The sequence below is a fragment of the Acinetobacter sp. LipI_19 genome, from assembly GCF_058242925.1.
The window spans coordinates 4,083,729-4,100,429 of the sequence record NZ_JBZAYK010000001.1; the positions used below are offsets into that span (position 1 = coordinate 4,083,729).

The following is a 16,701-nucleotide window of genomic DNA, read 5'->3' on the forward strand; positions in this document are numbered from 1 at the left end:
TTTATTATGTTGTTTATTTGGTAATTTGTAATTTTTTTATAAAAAGTAATTTAGGTATATTTATATTTTTGAACATTAGTTATAATAGTATTATACAAAATTTAACATTTAAAAAATAAAATGCTTAGAAATATTAATGCCTTACTTGAAAGTTTTGGCCTGGGACTACAAACACGAGCGATCCACGTTCAATTCTCAAATCAAGCCTTAAACAGCAGTGTATTCTTGCAATGCATACAGGGGCAACAACAGATTAATCAAGGCTTAAAGGCAGAATTACTCTGCCTTTCAACCAATGCGCATATTGCTTTAAAACAATTTATCGGGTGTCAGGTTGCAGTTGATCAAGTCACCGATTTTGGTGAATTGTACCGAACCACTGGAATTGTGACAGGGGCAAGCCAAGGGCAGAGTGATGGGGCATTAAGCGTTTATAAATTAACGCTTGAAGATGCAACTAGTCTTTGGCATAAGCGTCGTAATAGCCGTGTTTTTATGAACAAAAGTGTTCTGGAAATATCGGAAATCTTATTTAAAGAGTGGCAAGCGAAAAGCGCCTTATTTTCTGCTAGTCTAAGTCTGGACAGTAGTGGTTTAAAAAAACAATACGATATCCGTCCTTTTGTAATGCAAGCCAATGAAACGGATTATGAGTTTTTAACTCGCTTGTGGCGCAGTGAAGGTATTAACTGGTTAGTTGATGAGTCTGTACGAATTGTGCCTATTTCGGCAACGCAGATTCAGGCACAGAAATTACGTCTGATTGATGACAATACCCAATATGAGGCAATGCCTAGACGAAGTATTCGTTTCCATCGCAGTCATGCAACAGAACGCTTTGACACGATCACCAGCCTCATTGCCCAGCGCTCAATTCAATCAACAGCAATACAAGTACAACGTTGGCAAGCGGATAGCCTTTTACAAGATCAGGGCGATAGCCAGTTAAGTAATCACCAACATAGTGATCAACAAGATAATGAAACTTTAAGTTTAGAGCAGGCTTGGACAATTAGCCCAGCTTGGACCAGTGATCTCAATGGTGAAGACCAAACCACAGTTTCAAGTTCAGCTCAAGTTGATAAATTAAATACCCAACTAACACAATACCAAGAATTACAGTCCAAATACTTTACCGCAACCAGTTCAGTGCGCGATGCGCAAGTTGGCTATTGGTTTGAATTAAGAGAACACCCTGAAATTGATCAACATGATGGTTCGGATCGTGAGTTCTTAATCTTAGGTAAGACTTTTTACAATCAAAATAACTTACCTAAAGAGTTACAAGATCAGTTATCCAAGCTGCTTAATTTAAATTATTGGAACCATTTAATTAAAGACCAGCGTCAAGCCAATGAGTTGTCCTTGGTACGCCGTAGAATTCCGATCGTTCCTGAGTATAACCCTTTAGCACATAGACCTTCTGCATTTCCACAACGTGCCAAAGTGGTTGGCCCGCAAGGCGAAACGATTTATGTCGATCAATGGGGGCGAATCAAAGTTCGTTTCCTCTTCACCCGTACCGATGACAATAGTCATGATGGTGGTGCAGGCTCGAATGACAATGATACAGACTCAGCTTGGGTTGATGTATTGACCTCTTGGGCGGGAGAAGGTTATGGCACAAGATTCCACCCACGAATTGGTGAAATCGTAGTTATTGATTTCTTTGATGGCAATGTCGACCGTCCATTTGTGATGGGACGTTTACATGAAGCAGAACGTCATCAAACCATGTTTGATATCAAAGGCCAGTTGCCTGATACCAAAAAACTAAGCGGTATTCGTTCATCGGAAGTGGGTGGATCAGGTTTTAACCAACTCCGCTTTGATGATACAACAGGCCAAATCAGTACGCAGCTACAAAGTAGTCATGCAGCAACACAACTTAACCTTGGGAACTTAAGCCATCCGAAAGATAAGGAAACCAGCAATGGGCGTGGTGAAGGTTTTGAGTTAAGAACCGATGCTTATGGTGCGGTGCGTGCAGGAAAAGGCATGCTTATCACAACCTATGCCCAAGAAAATGCAATTGCAGATCATTTAGAAGCAGCCCAAGCACAGTCTTTGTTGAATCAAGGGGCTGAAAGTATGAAAGTGCTAAGTGAGATTGCTGTAAAGCAACAAACCGATGCATTGAATGTCATCAATCGTTTGCCTAAGTTCATTCAATCACTTGAGTTAAAAAGTGCAGGGCAGGCGCTCAACACAACTTTGAATCTATTTAAAGAAGGGGTGAGTAGTGATCCTTTGAATGCTTTAAAAGATTGTGGTGGATTTATTAAAGACATTGGTGCTTTAGGTGGCAATGCAAAAGGCATTGTAGATGAATTTAATGAATATTTTTCTGATGCAAAAGAAGCGGTTGAAAACTTAAAAGCGTTTATTGAAAATGTAGAAGAACACGGTACAGATATTATTAAAGGCAAGCTGGCAAGCTTAAAAGATAATATTAAATCTAATCCTTTTGAATCCATTAGTAATGTGGGTAAGGTTTTATCCAATGTCGAAATCAAAGATTTTGACATCATGAGTACTTGTGGAACATTCAATAAGGGGAACAAACTTGAAATTAAACCGTTGGAGGCTTTGAGTAGTTTGCAGGGCTTTATGGAGGGTTATACACAAGGTCTGGAAGATAGCAGCGACAACGCCAAACAAGAACAAGGTAAAATTTTCCGTCAAGCATTGATGCTATTGGCTTCGCCAAATGGGATTGCATTAACCACACCAGAAGATATTATTCTTCAAGCTTCCCAAGATATAGCTGAAAGTGCAAATGGTTCGATTAACATGAGCGCTCAAAAGAATATTGTGGGTCATGCGCAGGATAAAATTAGTTTGTTTGCAGCACAGAAAGGTTTAAGTGCTTTTGCTGCAAAAGGACCGATAAAAGTACAGGCTCAGGATGATTTGATTGAAATCATTGCGAAGAAAGTCATTAAGCTGATTGCAACTGAAGATAAGATTGAGCTAACCAGCTCTAAAGAGATTGATCTAAAAGCGGGTGGTACTCAGCTGGTGGTTAATGGTAGTGGTGTCTTTATTAAAACTGGTGGAAAGTTTGAGGTGAAATCTGGACAACAGTTGTTTACCAGTGGAGCAACGGTGAATGCGCAATTGCCGAAAATGCCTGAGAGTGGGATGTATAGTAAACGCATTGATTTAAAAAATCTTGTACCAGAAAATCTCTTGAATACAGAATTAAACTATAAAATTATTAATCAAACGAAAAAAGTAGAATATATTGGTGAATTAGATGAATTTAGGACAAATCGTTTATTTTCAGACACTTCCGATCATATAGAATTTAGATTTATTGATAGCGAAAATGGAGAAAATGGAACAATGTTTATAAGTTTATTAGATCCGGATGATGAGTTATTCAGTTGCCTAAATGAAGTTGGCAGTGAAGACGATATTGATGAAAATAATGGGGGTGAGTAATGAATAAGGTAGTATCGATTTTATTATTGTTTATAGCTAGTTCTGCTTTAGCAGCTGAAAAGTGTGATTATAAAGTTCAGTTTGATGATACGATTCCTGCAAATGTCTCCTTCATAAAATTAGGGAAAGCTAAAGGCTACACGAAATTTGAAGTTAAGCCTGATTATTTTGAAACTACTATACAGGATTGCGCTTTTAAAAATAATAAATATTATATTTTATCTAGTTCAATTACTCATCCTGCAAATACATTAGCTCAATCAATCTTGGTTGTAAGTATTTTTGATAAATTTGGAAGCTTAAATGAACATAAATTTATAAATAAAAAATGGACTTGTGAGATTGATGATGGTTTTTATAAAAAAAACAATAAATTAGAAGTCCTTTATAGTTGTGCAGATAAGTCAGAAAATTTGAAATATAATAAATATGCGACTGAGGTAAAATAAATGGCTTATACATACGAAGATAAACTAAACTTTATTTCCTCAATCTATTGTTCTGTGAGGAGGATAGCATTCAAAAAAAATGTGAGTTGGGAGACTATATTAGCTCAAGCAGCCCAAGAAACTGGATGGGGAGAAAATATATTAGTAGGTACTAATAATATATTTAATATAAAAGCAGATAGGAGTTGGAAGGGTCCTAAAAGTAAACATTTAGTCTGGGAAGATAAACCTAATGGAAAGCGTGTGCAGGAATACCATGATTTTAGAAATTATAAAGATTTTGATGAAGCAATTGAAGATAGAGTTAAATTTTTAGAAGAAAATCAAAGATATCATAAATTTTTCAGTAATGGTGTAAGAGGTATATTTGAAAGGGAAGCCCAAGCATTAGAAGATGCAGGATATGCTACACATAAAGAAAAAAATAAAGCTACGGGGAATTTTGAATTAGTATATGCAGATAAATTAATAGAAGTGTTTAGAGGACCTTCAATGAGAAGGGCGATAGCCAGAGGTGAATCTAACGGACAATGCACTATTGTGAATGCTGTATTCTTGGATGATGATAATAGCAAAGAAGCAAATAAAGAAGTTGAAATTGTTATAGATGGAAATATCAGGGTAACGAAAATCACGGATAGTAATGCGATTATTAAAGGTATAGTTGTAAAGCCAAATGGAACTATTAGCTTTAAGAAAGATAATATTATTGTTCCAGCTAAAATTCCTTCAGCTAAAGCTCCAATAAATATTAAAATTACCAAAGCATCAACTCCTATAGCTGATAAATTAGACCAACATAATGGTAGTCCTTCTAGGAGAGAAAATGCTGTAGAAACTTCAAGGCAAACGCAAACTTCTACACCAACATCAAGTGCTGATAAGGGACTGACTTCTTTTAAAATAAAATTTGTAGAAAATGATACTAATAAAAGTATTGAAAACTTTTCATATGGAATTTTTTACAAAAATAAAATGAAAGAACATGTTGCTGATAGTAAAGGTGAAGAACAGATTCGTGCAGAATCTGGTGAAAAAATAGTGATTTACGTTAAAGATTCTTTTGGAAAATTAAATCAAAAAATTGAAGAATTTAATGTTCAAGAAAATGTATTAAAAGTCATTAAAATTCCTATTAGAGAAATAAAAGTATTGGTAATGGACCACTCTTCAACAAAGGCAATGGAAAATTATCATATTATTTCAGAATATAGAGGTTCAAAGAAAAATAAATACACAAGAAATGACGGTACAATCATTTTAAAAGGCTTAGCTGGATTTGGAGTGAAATTAACTATACCTTCAGGTCAGATTGTATTGCCAGAAACATATTTTGATAATAAAGTTTTATTTTATAAGCGAGCTTTGTTTGAAAAATATGAAAAACCTATTTTGACTAAACCAACAACAACTCCACCATTAAAAACAGATGGAGATATTGTTGTTTCAAAAAATAAAACTGCCCCAATATCACAAAATGATGTGCGTGGAAATAACGGACATCCTATTAAATTAGTCAGTAAAGAAGGTACATTTGAAGTTGAAACTTATTTAGACACTACAAAAGCGCTAGCATCTAATTTAAGTTATGAAATAGTTTATAAAGGGCAATCCCGTGTTCATATCAGTGGAAGTAATGGGCGTAAATTACATAAATGTGAGATAAATCAGGAAATAAGTATAAAGTATAAAAGTGGCAATAAAATATTAATTGAGAAGTATACTGTAATTGAAAATATGTCTCCTATTAAGATTTATATAACAAAATCTAAAGGTAAATTTAATAAAGCAATTTTTGCCCAAACTTTAAGAGCAAACTCTACAGCAAAAAGTCGTGGATTATGTGCAATGTATGTACGATTAGCTTTTGAAGCAGCTGGCGGAAAAGTTAATCCTAGACCTGGTTCTGCTTATCAATATGTAAGAGTTATGCAGGAAAATGAATTTAGAGAAGTAGATAAAGAAGGATATACACCACAAATAGGTGATATATATATTATTGATAGATTTGGATCACACGTGCATGGACATATTTCTGGTTATGATGGATCTCAATGGATATCGGACTTTAGACAAAATGGAATAAATATCTATAGAGGGCGACCTGCCATTAGCTACAGAGTTTTTCGGTATTATGATTAGAGGATAAATATGCTTACTGATTTTAAAAAACTGCTATATGTAATTTTTTTAACTTTTTTTTGTTTTGGTTGTGATTCAAAACATGCTGCACATGAGTCTAAAGAAAAATTGGATTCTATAAGTAAAGAAAGTATAAACCATAATGAAGTTGATATAGTATCTTTTATTTTAAACTTTTATAAAATATATTCTCCTTTTGATTTGGGTGGAAATAACGAAAATAAATTGAGTGATTTTATATCAAAGCATGGTGATGAATTTTTAACAAAAAAATTGAAATTATTGATTTTAGAGGATATTAAATGTACGCAAGAAGGTTATGTCTGTAACTTGGATATGGACCCATTTTATAATAGTCAAGATAAAATCGTATTGTCAAATGTCACAAAGCAAAATGATAAAACTGTAAATGTTTTATTTGATAATAAAAGTAAATTAATAATTTTATTAGATTGTGATGGGAAGTGTTTGATTTCAAATATTATTTATCCAGATGGATCTAACTTGGAAGAAAAATTGAAACAGAAGGATTGAGTCAAAGAGAGAATATGATTCTAGCATTAAAAAGAGTATTAAGAATACTCTTTTTTTTAATATTTTTATAAATTTTTTGTCATAATTTTCAATGGAAAATAATAAATTATTTTGATATTAATTTTTGTAAAAAATGAGATACTTAATAATATGGTTATTATGTTTCAGGTGATTTAAATTAGATTATGAGATTACTGCTAATCATGCAAATCCAGATTCTAGGAAAAATTTTATAAAAATTATCAATAGAAAAAAGTGAGATAGAAAATGGAAAAACAATTTAGTGTATTAATATTTTTAAGTTTATTTGTTATTACAGGTTGTAGTGCAAAATCAGTTGAAAAGGATGCGGTATTAAAATTAAAAGTTGAACGTTGTGGTTTCGATTATGATATAGAGAATTACTATTGCAAAGCAGATAAATTAGACTTATATAAGAAGAGTGTTGGAAATAAAGTGGATTTTAATAAAAATTATACGATAATTAAAATAAATGATGGAAAATATTATCGACTAGTTGCACTTAATCAGAAGGATTTAAAGGTCTACCCTTTAAATTATCAAATAGGTTATAAGTCTAAATTTGATTATTCGGTGAATAATGATAGCTTGTGTGTTACAGGCGATTTTTATGCATATAGAGATGATTACAGTCATTCAAAGTTGTGTTTTAAGGTGATAAATGGAAGTTTTGTAAAAACAAATATTTCTGAAAATTTACCCAAAAGTACTAAAGAAAGCAATTTAAAAAAGATATTAATTCCTAATGCTTCAAATTACTTCTTGAAGTGTTTAAAAAGCAACTCTGAAAGTAAATGTGAGAAGCTAAGTGATTTGGAAAATCATGTATATAGTTTGAACGATGTGAAAAATATGTCGCCAGAAATTCATACGATCTTAAGCCAGAATAAAATTAATAATTTAAATTTAGATGGAGTTAAATTTATACCAGATATAGGAGATTCACAATTTGTGATTGGTGAAAAATATCATGACACAGATAATGGATCGACGACTTTATTCTATTTGATTAAAATAAAGCCAAAGATAGAAGTTTATAATCTTTAAGAAAGCTATGCTATTGATGGTGAATATAACTTAAGCTATAAAGATTCTGCGGGGAATAATAAAAATATAAAATTAAATTAATCTATAATATTTATAGTTAATTTCTGGATGAAAAGCAGCTTCATAAAGTTGCTTTTTCATTTAAAATATAGAGAAACTTTCGATTTCGATCATATAAAATTTAAACTGAAGGCTTTCTATCTTTAATTGCTATAATGGGTGTCTATGAAAAAATTAATCTTAATATCCTTGCTGTTATTCAGTATGGGTGGTCTTGCATTTGCTCAACCTAACACTTCCTGTAAAAATGATGATGAAAGCCTCATATGTATTAGAAGTAGTTCAAAGGCTGTCACTAATGAAATGAAAAAAGTGATCCTTAATATTGAGGAATCGACTGATAATCTGCAAAAATTTCAAATATCTCAATTGAAGTGGTTAGCTTATAAAAATGCATACTGTAAAGATTTTATGGGTGAAGAAGCAACCAATGCTCAAGGCGATGGTGCAACCATAATAATTGAATCATGTTTGCTCGATATTGATAAAGCAAGACTAGACGAACTTAAACGATTAAATAAAGTTTATTTAGCTCAATAAATGAATTTTATAAGACGTATAAACCAAAGAGGTTAGATGTCTTTTGCCTTTTTATTTATGACTGTTATATCTTTTTAAGGGTTTTGGTAACTGGACTTTAATATTAATTTTGGAGTATAAAATGAAAAAAATATTTATTATATTTCTTGTTGTTTTGAATTCGATTTATATGACTAATTCGCTAGCTAAGCCAAATGATAGTGAGGAATCATGTAATACAAATAACATAGTAGCAAATAATTTTAAAAAGACATTCCCTGTGATGTTGCCTATTTCATCAAAGAGTAAATTAAAAAGAGAAAATACAATTTCCTTCTCTCAATTTTCTAATAGTTTTTTACAAAAACTTTCAGAAAATCATGGTGATTTTGTGCCATTTGGAGGAGCGATAAGATTACCAGATATTTGTAATAAAACGGTTTTTATTGCTTATTTTACTGATGAAGGAGAGGTGGAAAATTATAGTCTTAATGTATTTAAAGATGGTAAGGGACATTCTGTGAATTTTGGAACGGGATCAGAATTCTGGATTGATAAAAAATATAATATTAAGGTTAAAAGCTATGATGGTAAGTTAGCTAAAATAAACTATTATAAAATTTCTGATGATGGCATTATTATGAAAAGTAAAAGTCCTTTCAATTAGTTGTCTAAAATACTAGATATTACTTTTTTTAAAATGAAATTTAATTAATAATTACAATGAATAGCCATAAGGAAAAAGCATCATATGTTGATGCTTTTGCTATGAGTACAAAAATTATATTAGACTTCTTGCGAAAGTATAAATTGTTTATAATAGCTTTATGAGATATGAAAATTTAACAAAGTTCGATGATATTGAGTTCAAACGTTTAGTCGGAGTGACATGTCCTTTATTTTGTAAAATGGATCTCGTTTTACAAGAGGCTGAGCGTTTTAAGAAAAAAATTTGGCCGTCCTCACAACTTAGCAATTGAAGATCAATTGTTATTAACATTGAAGTACTTATGATCTTATAGTATTCAGCTTGAATTGTCTGCTGAGTTTGCAATAGCTGAAAGCAACGTTAATCGAACCATCCAAAAAATTGAGAACTGGCTTATACAGTCTAGAGTATTTTTATTACCTAAAAGAAATCAATACATTACAGATCATGACTTTGTTATTGTGGAGGTAACAGAATCTGAGATAGAACGTCCTAAACAAAAAAATTAAGTTGTATAATGGTAAAAAGAAAAAATCCAATAGCTAATCAAACAATGACCATATAGCATATAGATTGTTATTTATATAAAGTCAGGCATTTAGTAGAAAATATGTTTTGTAGATTAAAGTAGTTTTGAGAAATAGCCACTTGATATGACAAATTAAAACGGAACTATGAAATTTCTGTTGCATTAGCTTGCATATTTTTATGGCTCCACTTGTAGGTTAAATTATGAACCCTAAATGTCAACAGATCCTAAATATTTCGAAGGAATTCAACTTGTTTAAAAGTATTTACCAAAAGATATTTATTATTATTTTCTTAAGTTTTAGCACTTATGCTGGTGCGGATAATATTAAGCGAAAAGATAAAAATAGTGATGGTTTAGATATAACGCATTTACCTTATAACTCTCAAGATCATTTGAAATGTTTGGAAAATAACTCTAAAGATAATTGCCAATCAGTAAATTTAATTTCTTCTAGTAAACTTACTCATGCTTATAATTTTATAAATTCTCAATATGGGCGTGGGGTTGTTCTACCTGAAAGTAGTGATCGGAAGTTGATAGTTATTTCGCCTTTTTCAGATGAAAGCGAAACACTTTTAAATATAAACATTGTTGATAAATTTGGAGTTGTCACAGAAAAAAGTTTATCTGAAAAAACAAAGTTTATTATAGATAAAAACTATAATTTAATTTATATCAAAAATGGAAAAACGATAAAAGAAAAATTATAAAAGTTCTGGGCTTTAATGTAAATTAGGAGCCCAGTTATTCAATGCTATTTACATTTATAGGAAGCCTATATTAAAGATCTTTCATAAATAAAAAAATGATCATGTGGAGTGAATTATATTGGTATTGAAAGTTCCTTCTCCCTATGGGAGAAGGTTAGGATGAGGGTGCTTTTATGTTGATTTATGGTTTTAAAAAGCACTTATGAAAGAAGTCTATTGATGATATTTAGTTTAGGGAAAAACCTTTTTTCTTTATTTTATTTTTGATAGTCGGCTGTTCTTAATAGAAAATGAACACCTTGATTAATGAAAAATAATATAATTTTCAGAATGTTGAGATTATTTTTTAAATTAATAAGCAGCTTTATAAAGCTGCTTATTTAATGGATTTCTATCAATCTTCCAAAATCTCTTCCAACACTTCTTCATTCGGTGCAAAGAAATAAGCACCATCCATAGGTGTTACAAAGTGCAGCAAACGGTCATGAATCCCATCGCCTTGAGTACCAAACATATTGACTAGCATACGATCAATACGGGTTAAGTCTTTGGTATAGGCAATAAAAAATAGACCTTGCTCACCTTGACCATCGCCATAAGGAAGAGAGTGGCGTAGTATTTCTAATTCTTCACCTTCATTATCTTCAATGACAACACGAGCAATATGGGCATTTTCAGGTTTGTGTTCATCGTCCATCTCTATACTTTCTAATTTAGAACGACCAATCACATTTTCCTGTGCATCAACTTTTAAACGTTTCCACTTTTCAAGTTCATGTACATAACGTTGTGCGAAAATAAAAGAACCATCTTCAAAAATACCTGAATCTTCACCTAATAACGCAGTCTCAGCACGATCATCAGGGAATTGAGGATTTTCGGTACCATCAATAAACCCAGTCAGGTCACGACCGTCGAGATAACGGAAGCATACCCGTTCATCCAGAACCTCAACTTGATTTTGGATGCCATCAAAAAAGGATTGGCTAAGCGCAAAGCAAATATCTGTACGTGCAGACGCAATATGAATCAGAACATCAGCAGGAACGACTGGCATCGCAAATGCGCCTTGAATCGGTTCTAACTGCTTAAACCCTTCAGGAGTTGTGTGATAAAGTTTTGCCCAAAGTTCAGGACCAAAAGCAATAGATGTTTTAATTTCAGCATCAGGATGTTGAGTGATTAGGCGATCACGTGTACTTAACAACGCATTGAGTTGTTCTTTTAAACCATCAATAGACAGATTTTTTAAATTTAAAACAATGAAACGAGCATGGTTAGAAGGTAAAGGTAGAATTACAGATTGGGCTGTCATAGGGTGATGGCTCCTCAATTTTTATTTATCAATACTCTTATTGTGCATGATCAAGTAACAGCTGAATAGTAAAGTCTTATACTTTTTACCAATTAAATTAATCGAAATGTATCGTTTTAAAACCGCTATAATAGCGTGTTCAAAGTTTTCTATTCTTTTGTTATGTCGTATCAAGTCTGGTTTGCCTATATGTTGGCGTGCTGGGTGATCAGTATTTCACCTGGTGCGGGTGCGATCGCGTCTATGTCGAGCGGTCTTAATTATGGTTTTCGCCGTGGTTATTGGAATGCAATCGGTTTACAACTGGCATTGTTGGTTCAAATTGCGATTGTCGCAGCAGGTGTTGGGGTATTATTTGCAACCACACCATTGGCATTTTTCGTGGTGAAATGGTTTGGGGTTTTATATTTATTGTATTTAGCTTACATACAATGGACAACGAAAACACAGTCGATAGATATCCCGACTGAGCAACCGACAAAATCTATTCCCAAGCTGATCTTATATGGCTTTATTGTCAATATCAGTAATCCAAAAGCCATCGTCTTTTTACTTGCTGTTTTGCCACAATTTCTAGACTTGTCTAAACCACAATGGATTCAATATGTGATTATGGCAGTGACCATGATCATGATTGATTTGATAGTCATGGCTGGTTATACGGGATTGGCAGCCAAAGTGTTAAGACTATTAAAATCACCCAAACAACAAAAATATATGAACCGTACTTTTGCCGTATTGTTTAGTTGTGCCGCTGGCTTATTGAGTTTGGTTCACCAATAAAAATATAGGCGATTAACTGCTTGATATGTTAGAGATTTGATCATATAAATAAGCCATTGTTTCGAGGATGCTTTGAATTATTTAGAATTTTATCTGTATGCCATTAGTGTGATTATCATGATTGCAACGCCTGGTCCAGTCATGATCTTGGTTGCAAGTGCAGGTTTAAAAGGTGGCTACCGACAGTCTTTACTGACCATTATTGGGACAAATTTGGCCTCTTTGGTATTGATCACAGCTTCTATTTTAATTTTAAAGGGCATGTTTAGTGTCAATGAAGCACTTTTCTTGATCATTAAAGTTTTAGGATGTCTTTATATTGCCTATCTAGGTTATGGAATTCTAAAAGAAGTATTATCTCAGCAGGAGCATCAACTCAATACAATGTTGTCGCCTGTAGATGGTGGTCTTAGCAAAGGTTTTTTAGTGGGTATCTCAAATCCTAAAGATATCATTTTCTTTTCATCATTTTTTCCGCAGTTTATTCATATTCATGCTGATATAAATACCAGTCTGATTATCTTAGTCGTGACATGGATTATTTTAGATTTTCTCACGTTATCTTTGGTCTATCTGTCGTTTAATAAACTTTCTAAAAGTCAAATTTATCCAAAAATATTAGGGCTTTGTGGATTAATTCTGATTGTCATTGCTGTATATGGGTTATATGTTTCGTTAAAAAGCATAGTTTAAATATTGAGTGCGGCTAAAGATGGAAATGATTGATTCATCAAGCCATCTTTCTTACTTTCATTACACAGAAAATCACAGCAAACAGCAAAGACATGGTTAATACGATGCTTAGCCCTGTAGAGATGTTCAGGGCAGCACTTGACCATAACCCCACCGTCACACCAATTTGAGCAATCACAAACGCCCCCATCACCATTTGTTTCGGAGAGTGAGAAATAAGACGCGAAGCCAGTGCGGGGATGACCAATAATGCGCCCATCAGTAATGAACCAACGGCACGTAAAGCGAGTACGGTGAATAAAGCCAATAACAACATAAAAATTAAGCGCTGCCATTTGGCGTTTACGCCTTCACTTACTGCAATATCAGGATCAATCGCAATTTGAATTTGTGCTTGCCAGTAACGGTAGAGGACAGCTAAAGCAACAATAATCACAGTTGCAAAAATGGGTAGATCTGACCACTCAATTGTTAACAAATCGCCAAATAAATAACTTAATAATTCAGGACGTAATGCGGGTAAATGTTGAATTAACAATAGACCTGAACAGAGTAAGGTGGCAGCACATAATGCAAGTAAGGCGTCATTGGGTAAACGAGGGTCATGTAAAACCCAAAGTACAGCCACCAAGAGAATTGCAGTAAAGCTAACACCGACCCAAAGTGGTAAACTCAAAACAGCTGCTAAAGCGACACCCAGCAGGGTACCATGTGCCATGGTGTCAGCAAAAAAAGACATTCTGCGCCATAGCATTAAACAACCTAGCGGAGCGGTTAGAAACACTAAAAGTGTTCCCATAATCCATGCAGGTAACAGTAATTCTAACCATTCCATCATGGTTTAAGCTTCCGGTTCTGGGTGAATGTGTGGATGTGGGCCATGTTCACAAGTTTTGGCCGAGTCACCATGCGCACAATGATCATGATGGTGTTGGTAAAAAGCATGGTATTTTCCAAAAGTATCGCCAAACAAAGCTTGATACTCTGGATGTTGTTGAATACTGTCAGGTAAACCACTACAGCAAATGTGTTTATTTAAACAGACAACTCGCTGAGTGCCTTGCATGACCCACTGTAAATCATGAGACACGATTAAAATGGCACAACCATAACGTTGTGGCAGGCTACGCACATATTCATACAGTTCAGCTTCAGACTGGATATCTAAACCTTGCATAGGTTCATCTAAAACCAAAATATCGGGTTGGCGTAATAAAGCACGGGCCAATAAAACCCGCTGACGTTCACCACCTGAAAGTTGTTGTACTTTGGCATACTCTAATTTGGCAATACCAGTATCTCGTATGATTTCAGCTTTAATGGCCTTATCACATTTCTCAAGATCAAGTAGATCTTTAACTCTTAAAGGTAAGCTATGAGAGGGATTAAATTTTTGTGGTACATACGCCAGTTTAATTTTTTTTTGGCTGATAATTTTACCTGCATTGGGTTTTAAAATACCTAATAATACTTTGATCAGGGTTGATTTACCTGCGCCATTCGGACCAATAAGCGTGACAATTTCTTTTTCTTGTAATGAAAAATCTATATTTTTTAGAATGTCACGATCATCAATTCGGACATTAATCTGTTGCAGTTGAACGAGAGGGGAGTTTAGGCTTTGTTCGAGCACTGCTGACATATTCCTGAAATCTCAATAATACTGTGATGTGCATTGAAGTGATCTGACTTTGCTAAATGATCTAATTCTTGAATCAAACCTTTTGCTGAAGCTTCTTTCACTGTATGACATTCAGTGCAAATTAAAAATGCGGCTTGATGTCCTTCACGTGGGTGACAACAAGGGATATAAGCATTAATAGAAGTTAAACGGTGAATAAAACCTTTTTCTAAAAGAAAATCTAAGGTTCTATACACAGTAGGTGGCGCAGCTGGACGTTCTGCAGCACCTTTCATCTTGGCTAGCAGATCATAAGCACCTACAGGACCTGAGGCATTCAAAATTAATTCAAGTACTTCTTTACGTAAGGGGGTAAGGCGGGCACCTGAGGTTGCACAAAGGTTTTCTGCTTCTGATAAACGAGCTTCTACATTGAGATGATCGTGTACACCATGCAAAGTATCATGCTGTTCGTGTGAACATAAGCTCATATCAGACCTCAAAACTTGTTATTTGAATGGAAGAGAATCGCAAATATTAACATGAAGCTCTATCAACTTACGAATAGCGTAGGTATTTTTTAACTTCTGTTATACTATAACATAAATTTTTTTTGGTAATACACTCCCATGAATCGCATTATTGCCTTTTGCTTATGTGCATTATTAACTAGTGTTACTTGGGCTCAAGCGCCTTTAGTGGTATCAACTCACCCTATTTATTTGATTGCAAAAGAAATAACAGAAGGCGTGGAAGAGCCAGTTTTACTTTTGAGAAATCAAACAGGGCATGATGTGCAACTTACACCAGATAATCGTAAAACGATTATGGATGCTTCATTGGTGATTTGGCTGGGAAAAGAACATGAAGCGCCTTTGGAAAAGGTGTTGGGAGAAAATGCTAAGGCCATTTCAATACTCAATTCAGGCATTATCCAAGCGCTTCCATTAAGAAGTCCAAAAGGTATTGCACTTAAAGATACCATTGATACACATGTCTGGTTAGACCCTAACAATGCCGTACGTATTGGATTCTTTATTGCAGCCTTACGTTCACAACAACATCCTGAAAACAAAGTAGCATACTGGAATAACGCTAAGAAGTTTGCCAGTGAAATGCTGCGAGTCTCACAGAAAAGTATCAGTGCGGGTACGGCACGTCCATATTGGGCTTATCATGATGCTTACCAATATTTAGAGCGTTCATTAAACTTGAAATTTGCAGGGGCGATGACAGATGATCCACATGTTGCACCAACTGTAACCCAAATTAAGTTTTTAAATGACACGCGACCTTACAAAAAAATGTGTTTACTTGCAGAAGGCAGTGCAAGCCCGAGTCAGTACCGAAAATTGGGTGAAATTTCATTTCAAGCGGTAGACGAAACTTTGGCTAAACAACAAGATTTTGTGGTTGCATGGCAGACTTTGGCTCAACAAACACAAGCTTGCGTACTTAATGCACGGAAATGATGCAAAAAATAATCAACAATTGTTCATATGCAAAGCAACCTGTATATCGAAAAAAACACGACTAAGGTCGGGAAAAGATTGCATGTTCAGGGGTGTAACTCTATAATGCCTGCGATTAAAAACGATCATCAGCTAAACTTGTCAAGCATTTATGCTGTGAGTGGATAAAAAATGAGCCAAACTAGTCGCTTGATTGACCGACGATTAGCAAAAGCTTTGGTCTATTTGCAAGCGTTTATGATTCCTGTTTCAGCCTTGGTAGCGTGGGTCTTGAAAGACTCGACTGCGGCTCTGAGTGCAGCGTTAGGTGCACTGATATGTTGGCTTGCCAGTTGTTATTTTTCTTGGCAGTCGTTTCGAGCAGCAGGGGCACGTGCTTCAAAACAAGTTCTTTCGAACATGTATAGAGGCTTAATGGGCAAATTTGCAATTGTGATCGTTGGTTTCATTTTAATTTTATGCAATGTCAAACCGTTATCTCCGGTGGCATTGTTTTGTGGTTTTATTCTCGTTCAAGCGATGTCGTGGATTGCTCCTTTTTGGGTAGCACGACAACAAAAACGAGTATAAGCGCAGCAGAAATTGAAAATTTTTTTGGGGATTAACGAGATATCATGCAGCACGCGATATTCGTTAACTCTATTTAT

General features: G+C 34.2%; 16 protein-coding genes and 2 pseudogenes. 14 read left to right on the forward strand and 4 right to left on the reverse strand.

All coding sequences use genetic code 11. From position 1 onward, the window contains the following. Positions 1-120 precede the first annotated feature (120 nt). The 10 genes and pseudogenes from AC4CVF_RS19590 (at position 121) to AC4CVF_RS19635 (ending at position 10,170) form a co-directional block, all read left to right on the forward strand. Positions 121-3,447 (forward strand): type VI secretion system Vgr family protein, encoded by a 3,327-nt coding sequence (locus AC4CVF_RS19590; RefSeq protein WP_419328316.1) that lies wholly within the window; start codon positions 121-123, stop codon positions 3,445-3,447. Next, complete coding sequence (locus tag AC4CVF_RS19595; RefSeq protein WP_199959319.1) at positions 3,447-3,896, forward strand: hypothetical protein; 450 nt, start codon at positions 3,447-3,449, stop codon at positions 3,894-3,896. Before AC4CVF_RS19590 ends, AC4CVF_RS19595 begins: the two co-directional genes overlap by 1 nt. Continuing rightward, a complete protein-coding gene (locus AC4CVF_RS19600) occupies positions 3,897-6,038 on the forward strand; it encodes a glycoside hydrolase family 73 protein (RefSeq protein WP_199959317.1) in 2,142 nt (713 codons plus the stop codon). Positions 6,039-6,047: 9 nt separating this feature from the next. Continuing rightward, on the forward strand, positions 6,048-6,572 hold the full coding sequence (locus AC4CVF_RS19605) for a hypothetical protein (RefSeq protein WP_199959315.1): 525 nt from the start codon (positions 6,048-6,050) through the stop codon (positions 6,570-6,572). Between the two features lie 267 nt (positions 6,573-6,839). Further along, a complete protein-coding gene (locus AC4CVF_RS19610; RefSeq protein ID WP_336953766.1) occupies positions 6,840-7,640 on the forward strand; it encodes a hypothetical protein in 801 nt (266 codons plus the stop codon). Positions 7,641-7,865: 225 nt separating this feature from the next. After that, on the forward strand, positions 7,866-8,240 hold the full coding sequence (locus AC4CVF_RS19615) for a lysozyme inhibitor LprI family protein (RefSeq protein ID WP_336953765.1): 375 nt from the start codon (positions 7,866-7,868) through the stop codon (positions 8,238-8,240). 121 nt (positions 8,241-8,361) lie between these two features. After that, positions 8,362-8,886: a hypothetical protein gene (locus AC4CVF_RS19620; RefSeq protein WP_336953764.1), complete on the forward strand. Its 525-nt coding sequence runs from the start codon at positions 8,362-8,364 to the stop codon at positions 8,884-8,886. A 160-nt stretch (positions 8,887-9,046) separates the two neighbouring features. Beyond that, positions 9,047-9,462: pseudogene (locus AC4CVF_RS19625) on the forward strand (transposase family protein); the annotation flags it as partial. Positions 9,463-9,493: 31 nt separating this feature from the next. Further along, a pseudogene (locus tag AC4CVF_RS19630) lies at positions 9,494-9,652 on the forward strand (IS5/IS1182 family transposase); the annotation flags it as partial. Between the two features lie 56 nt (positions 9,653-9,708). Continuing rightward, positions 9,709-10,170, forward strand: coding sequence for a hypothetical protein (locus tag AC4CVF_RS19635; protein WP_419819848.1), 462 nt, complete (start codon positions 9,709-9,711; stop codon positions 10,168-10,170). A gap of 394 nt (positions 10,171-10,564) precedes the next feature. On the opposite strand, the gene AC4CVF_RS19640 is transcribed toward AC4CVF_RS19635, so the two are convergent. Further along, positions 10,565-11,485, reverse strand: a complete 921-nt coding sequence (locus tag AC4CVF_RS19640) for a Dyp-type peroxidase (RefSeq protein ID WP_419328312.1) — start codon at positions 11,483-11,485, stop codon at positions 10,565-10,567. Between the two features lie 162 nt (positions 11,486-11,647). On the opposite strand from AC4CVF_RS19640, the gene AC4CVF_RS19645 reads away from it, so the two are divergent. Together AC4CVF_RS19645 and AC4CVF_RS19650 are read left to right on the forward strand one after the other, a co-directional pair. Next, on the forward strand, positions 11,648-12,268 hold the full coding sequence (locus AC4CVF_RS19645) for a LysE family transporter (RefSeq protein ID WP_336953762.1): 621 nt from the start codon (positions 11,648-11,650) through the stop codon (positions 12,266-12,268). A gap of 72 nt (positions 12,269-12,340) precedes the next feature. Then, complete coding sequence (locus AC4CVF_RS19650) at positions 12,341-12,961, forward strand: LysE family translocator (RefSeq protein ID WP_419360054.1); 621 nt, start codon at positions 12,341-12,343, stop codon at positions 12,959-12,961. A 37-nt stretch (positions 12,962-12,998) separates the two neighbouring features. On the opposite strand, the gene znuB is transcribed toward AC4CVF_RS19650, so the two are convergent. The 3 genes from znuB to AC4CVF_RS19665 are packed head-to-tail and all read right to left on the reverse strand — an operon-like array spanning position 12,999 to position 15,073. Beyond that, positions 12,999-13,799: a zinc ABC transporter permease subunit ZnuB gene (znuB, locus tag AC4CVF_RS19655; protein ID WP_419360052.1), complete on the reverse strand. Its 801-nt coding sequence runs from the start codon at positions 13,797-13,799 to the stop codon at positions 12,999-13,001. Between the two features lie 3 nt (positions 13,800-13,802). Further along, a complete protein-coding gene (znuC, locus tag AC4CVF_RS19660) occupies positions 13,803-14,603 on the reverse strand; it encodes a zinc ABC transporter ATP-binding protein ZnuC (RefSeq protein WP_336953759.1) in 801 nt (266 codons plus the stop codon). Next, positions 14,576-15,073: a transcriptional repressor gene (locus AC4CVF_RS19665; protein ID WP_336953758.1), complete on the reverse strand. Its 498-nt coding sequence runs from the start codon at positions 15,071-15,073 to the stop codon at positions 14,576-14,578. The genes znuC and AC4CVF_RS19665 overlap by 28 nt, the downstream gene beginning before the upstream one ends. Positions 15,074-15,211: 138 nt before the next feature. Between AC4CVF_RS19665 and AC4CVF_RS19670 the strand changes: the two genes are divergently transcribed. Beyond that, positions 15,212-16,054, forward strand: coding sequence for a metal ABC transporter solute-binding protein, Zn/Mn family (locus tag AC4CVF_RS19670; RefSeq protein ID WP_336953757.1), 843 nt, complete (start codon positions 15,212-15,214; stop codon positions 16,052-16,054). Between the two features lie 171 nt (positions 16,055-16,225). After that, positions 16,226-16,624: an ATP synthase subunit I gene (locus AC4CVF_RS19675; RefSeq protein ID WP_004723429.1), complete on the forward strand. Its 399-nt coding sequence runs from the start codon at positions 16,226-16,228 to the stop codon at positions 16,622-16,624. Positions 16,625-16,701 lie beyond the last annotated feature (77 nt).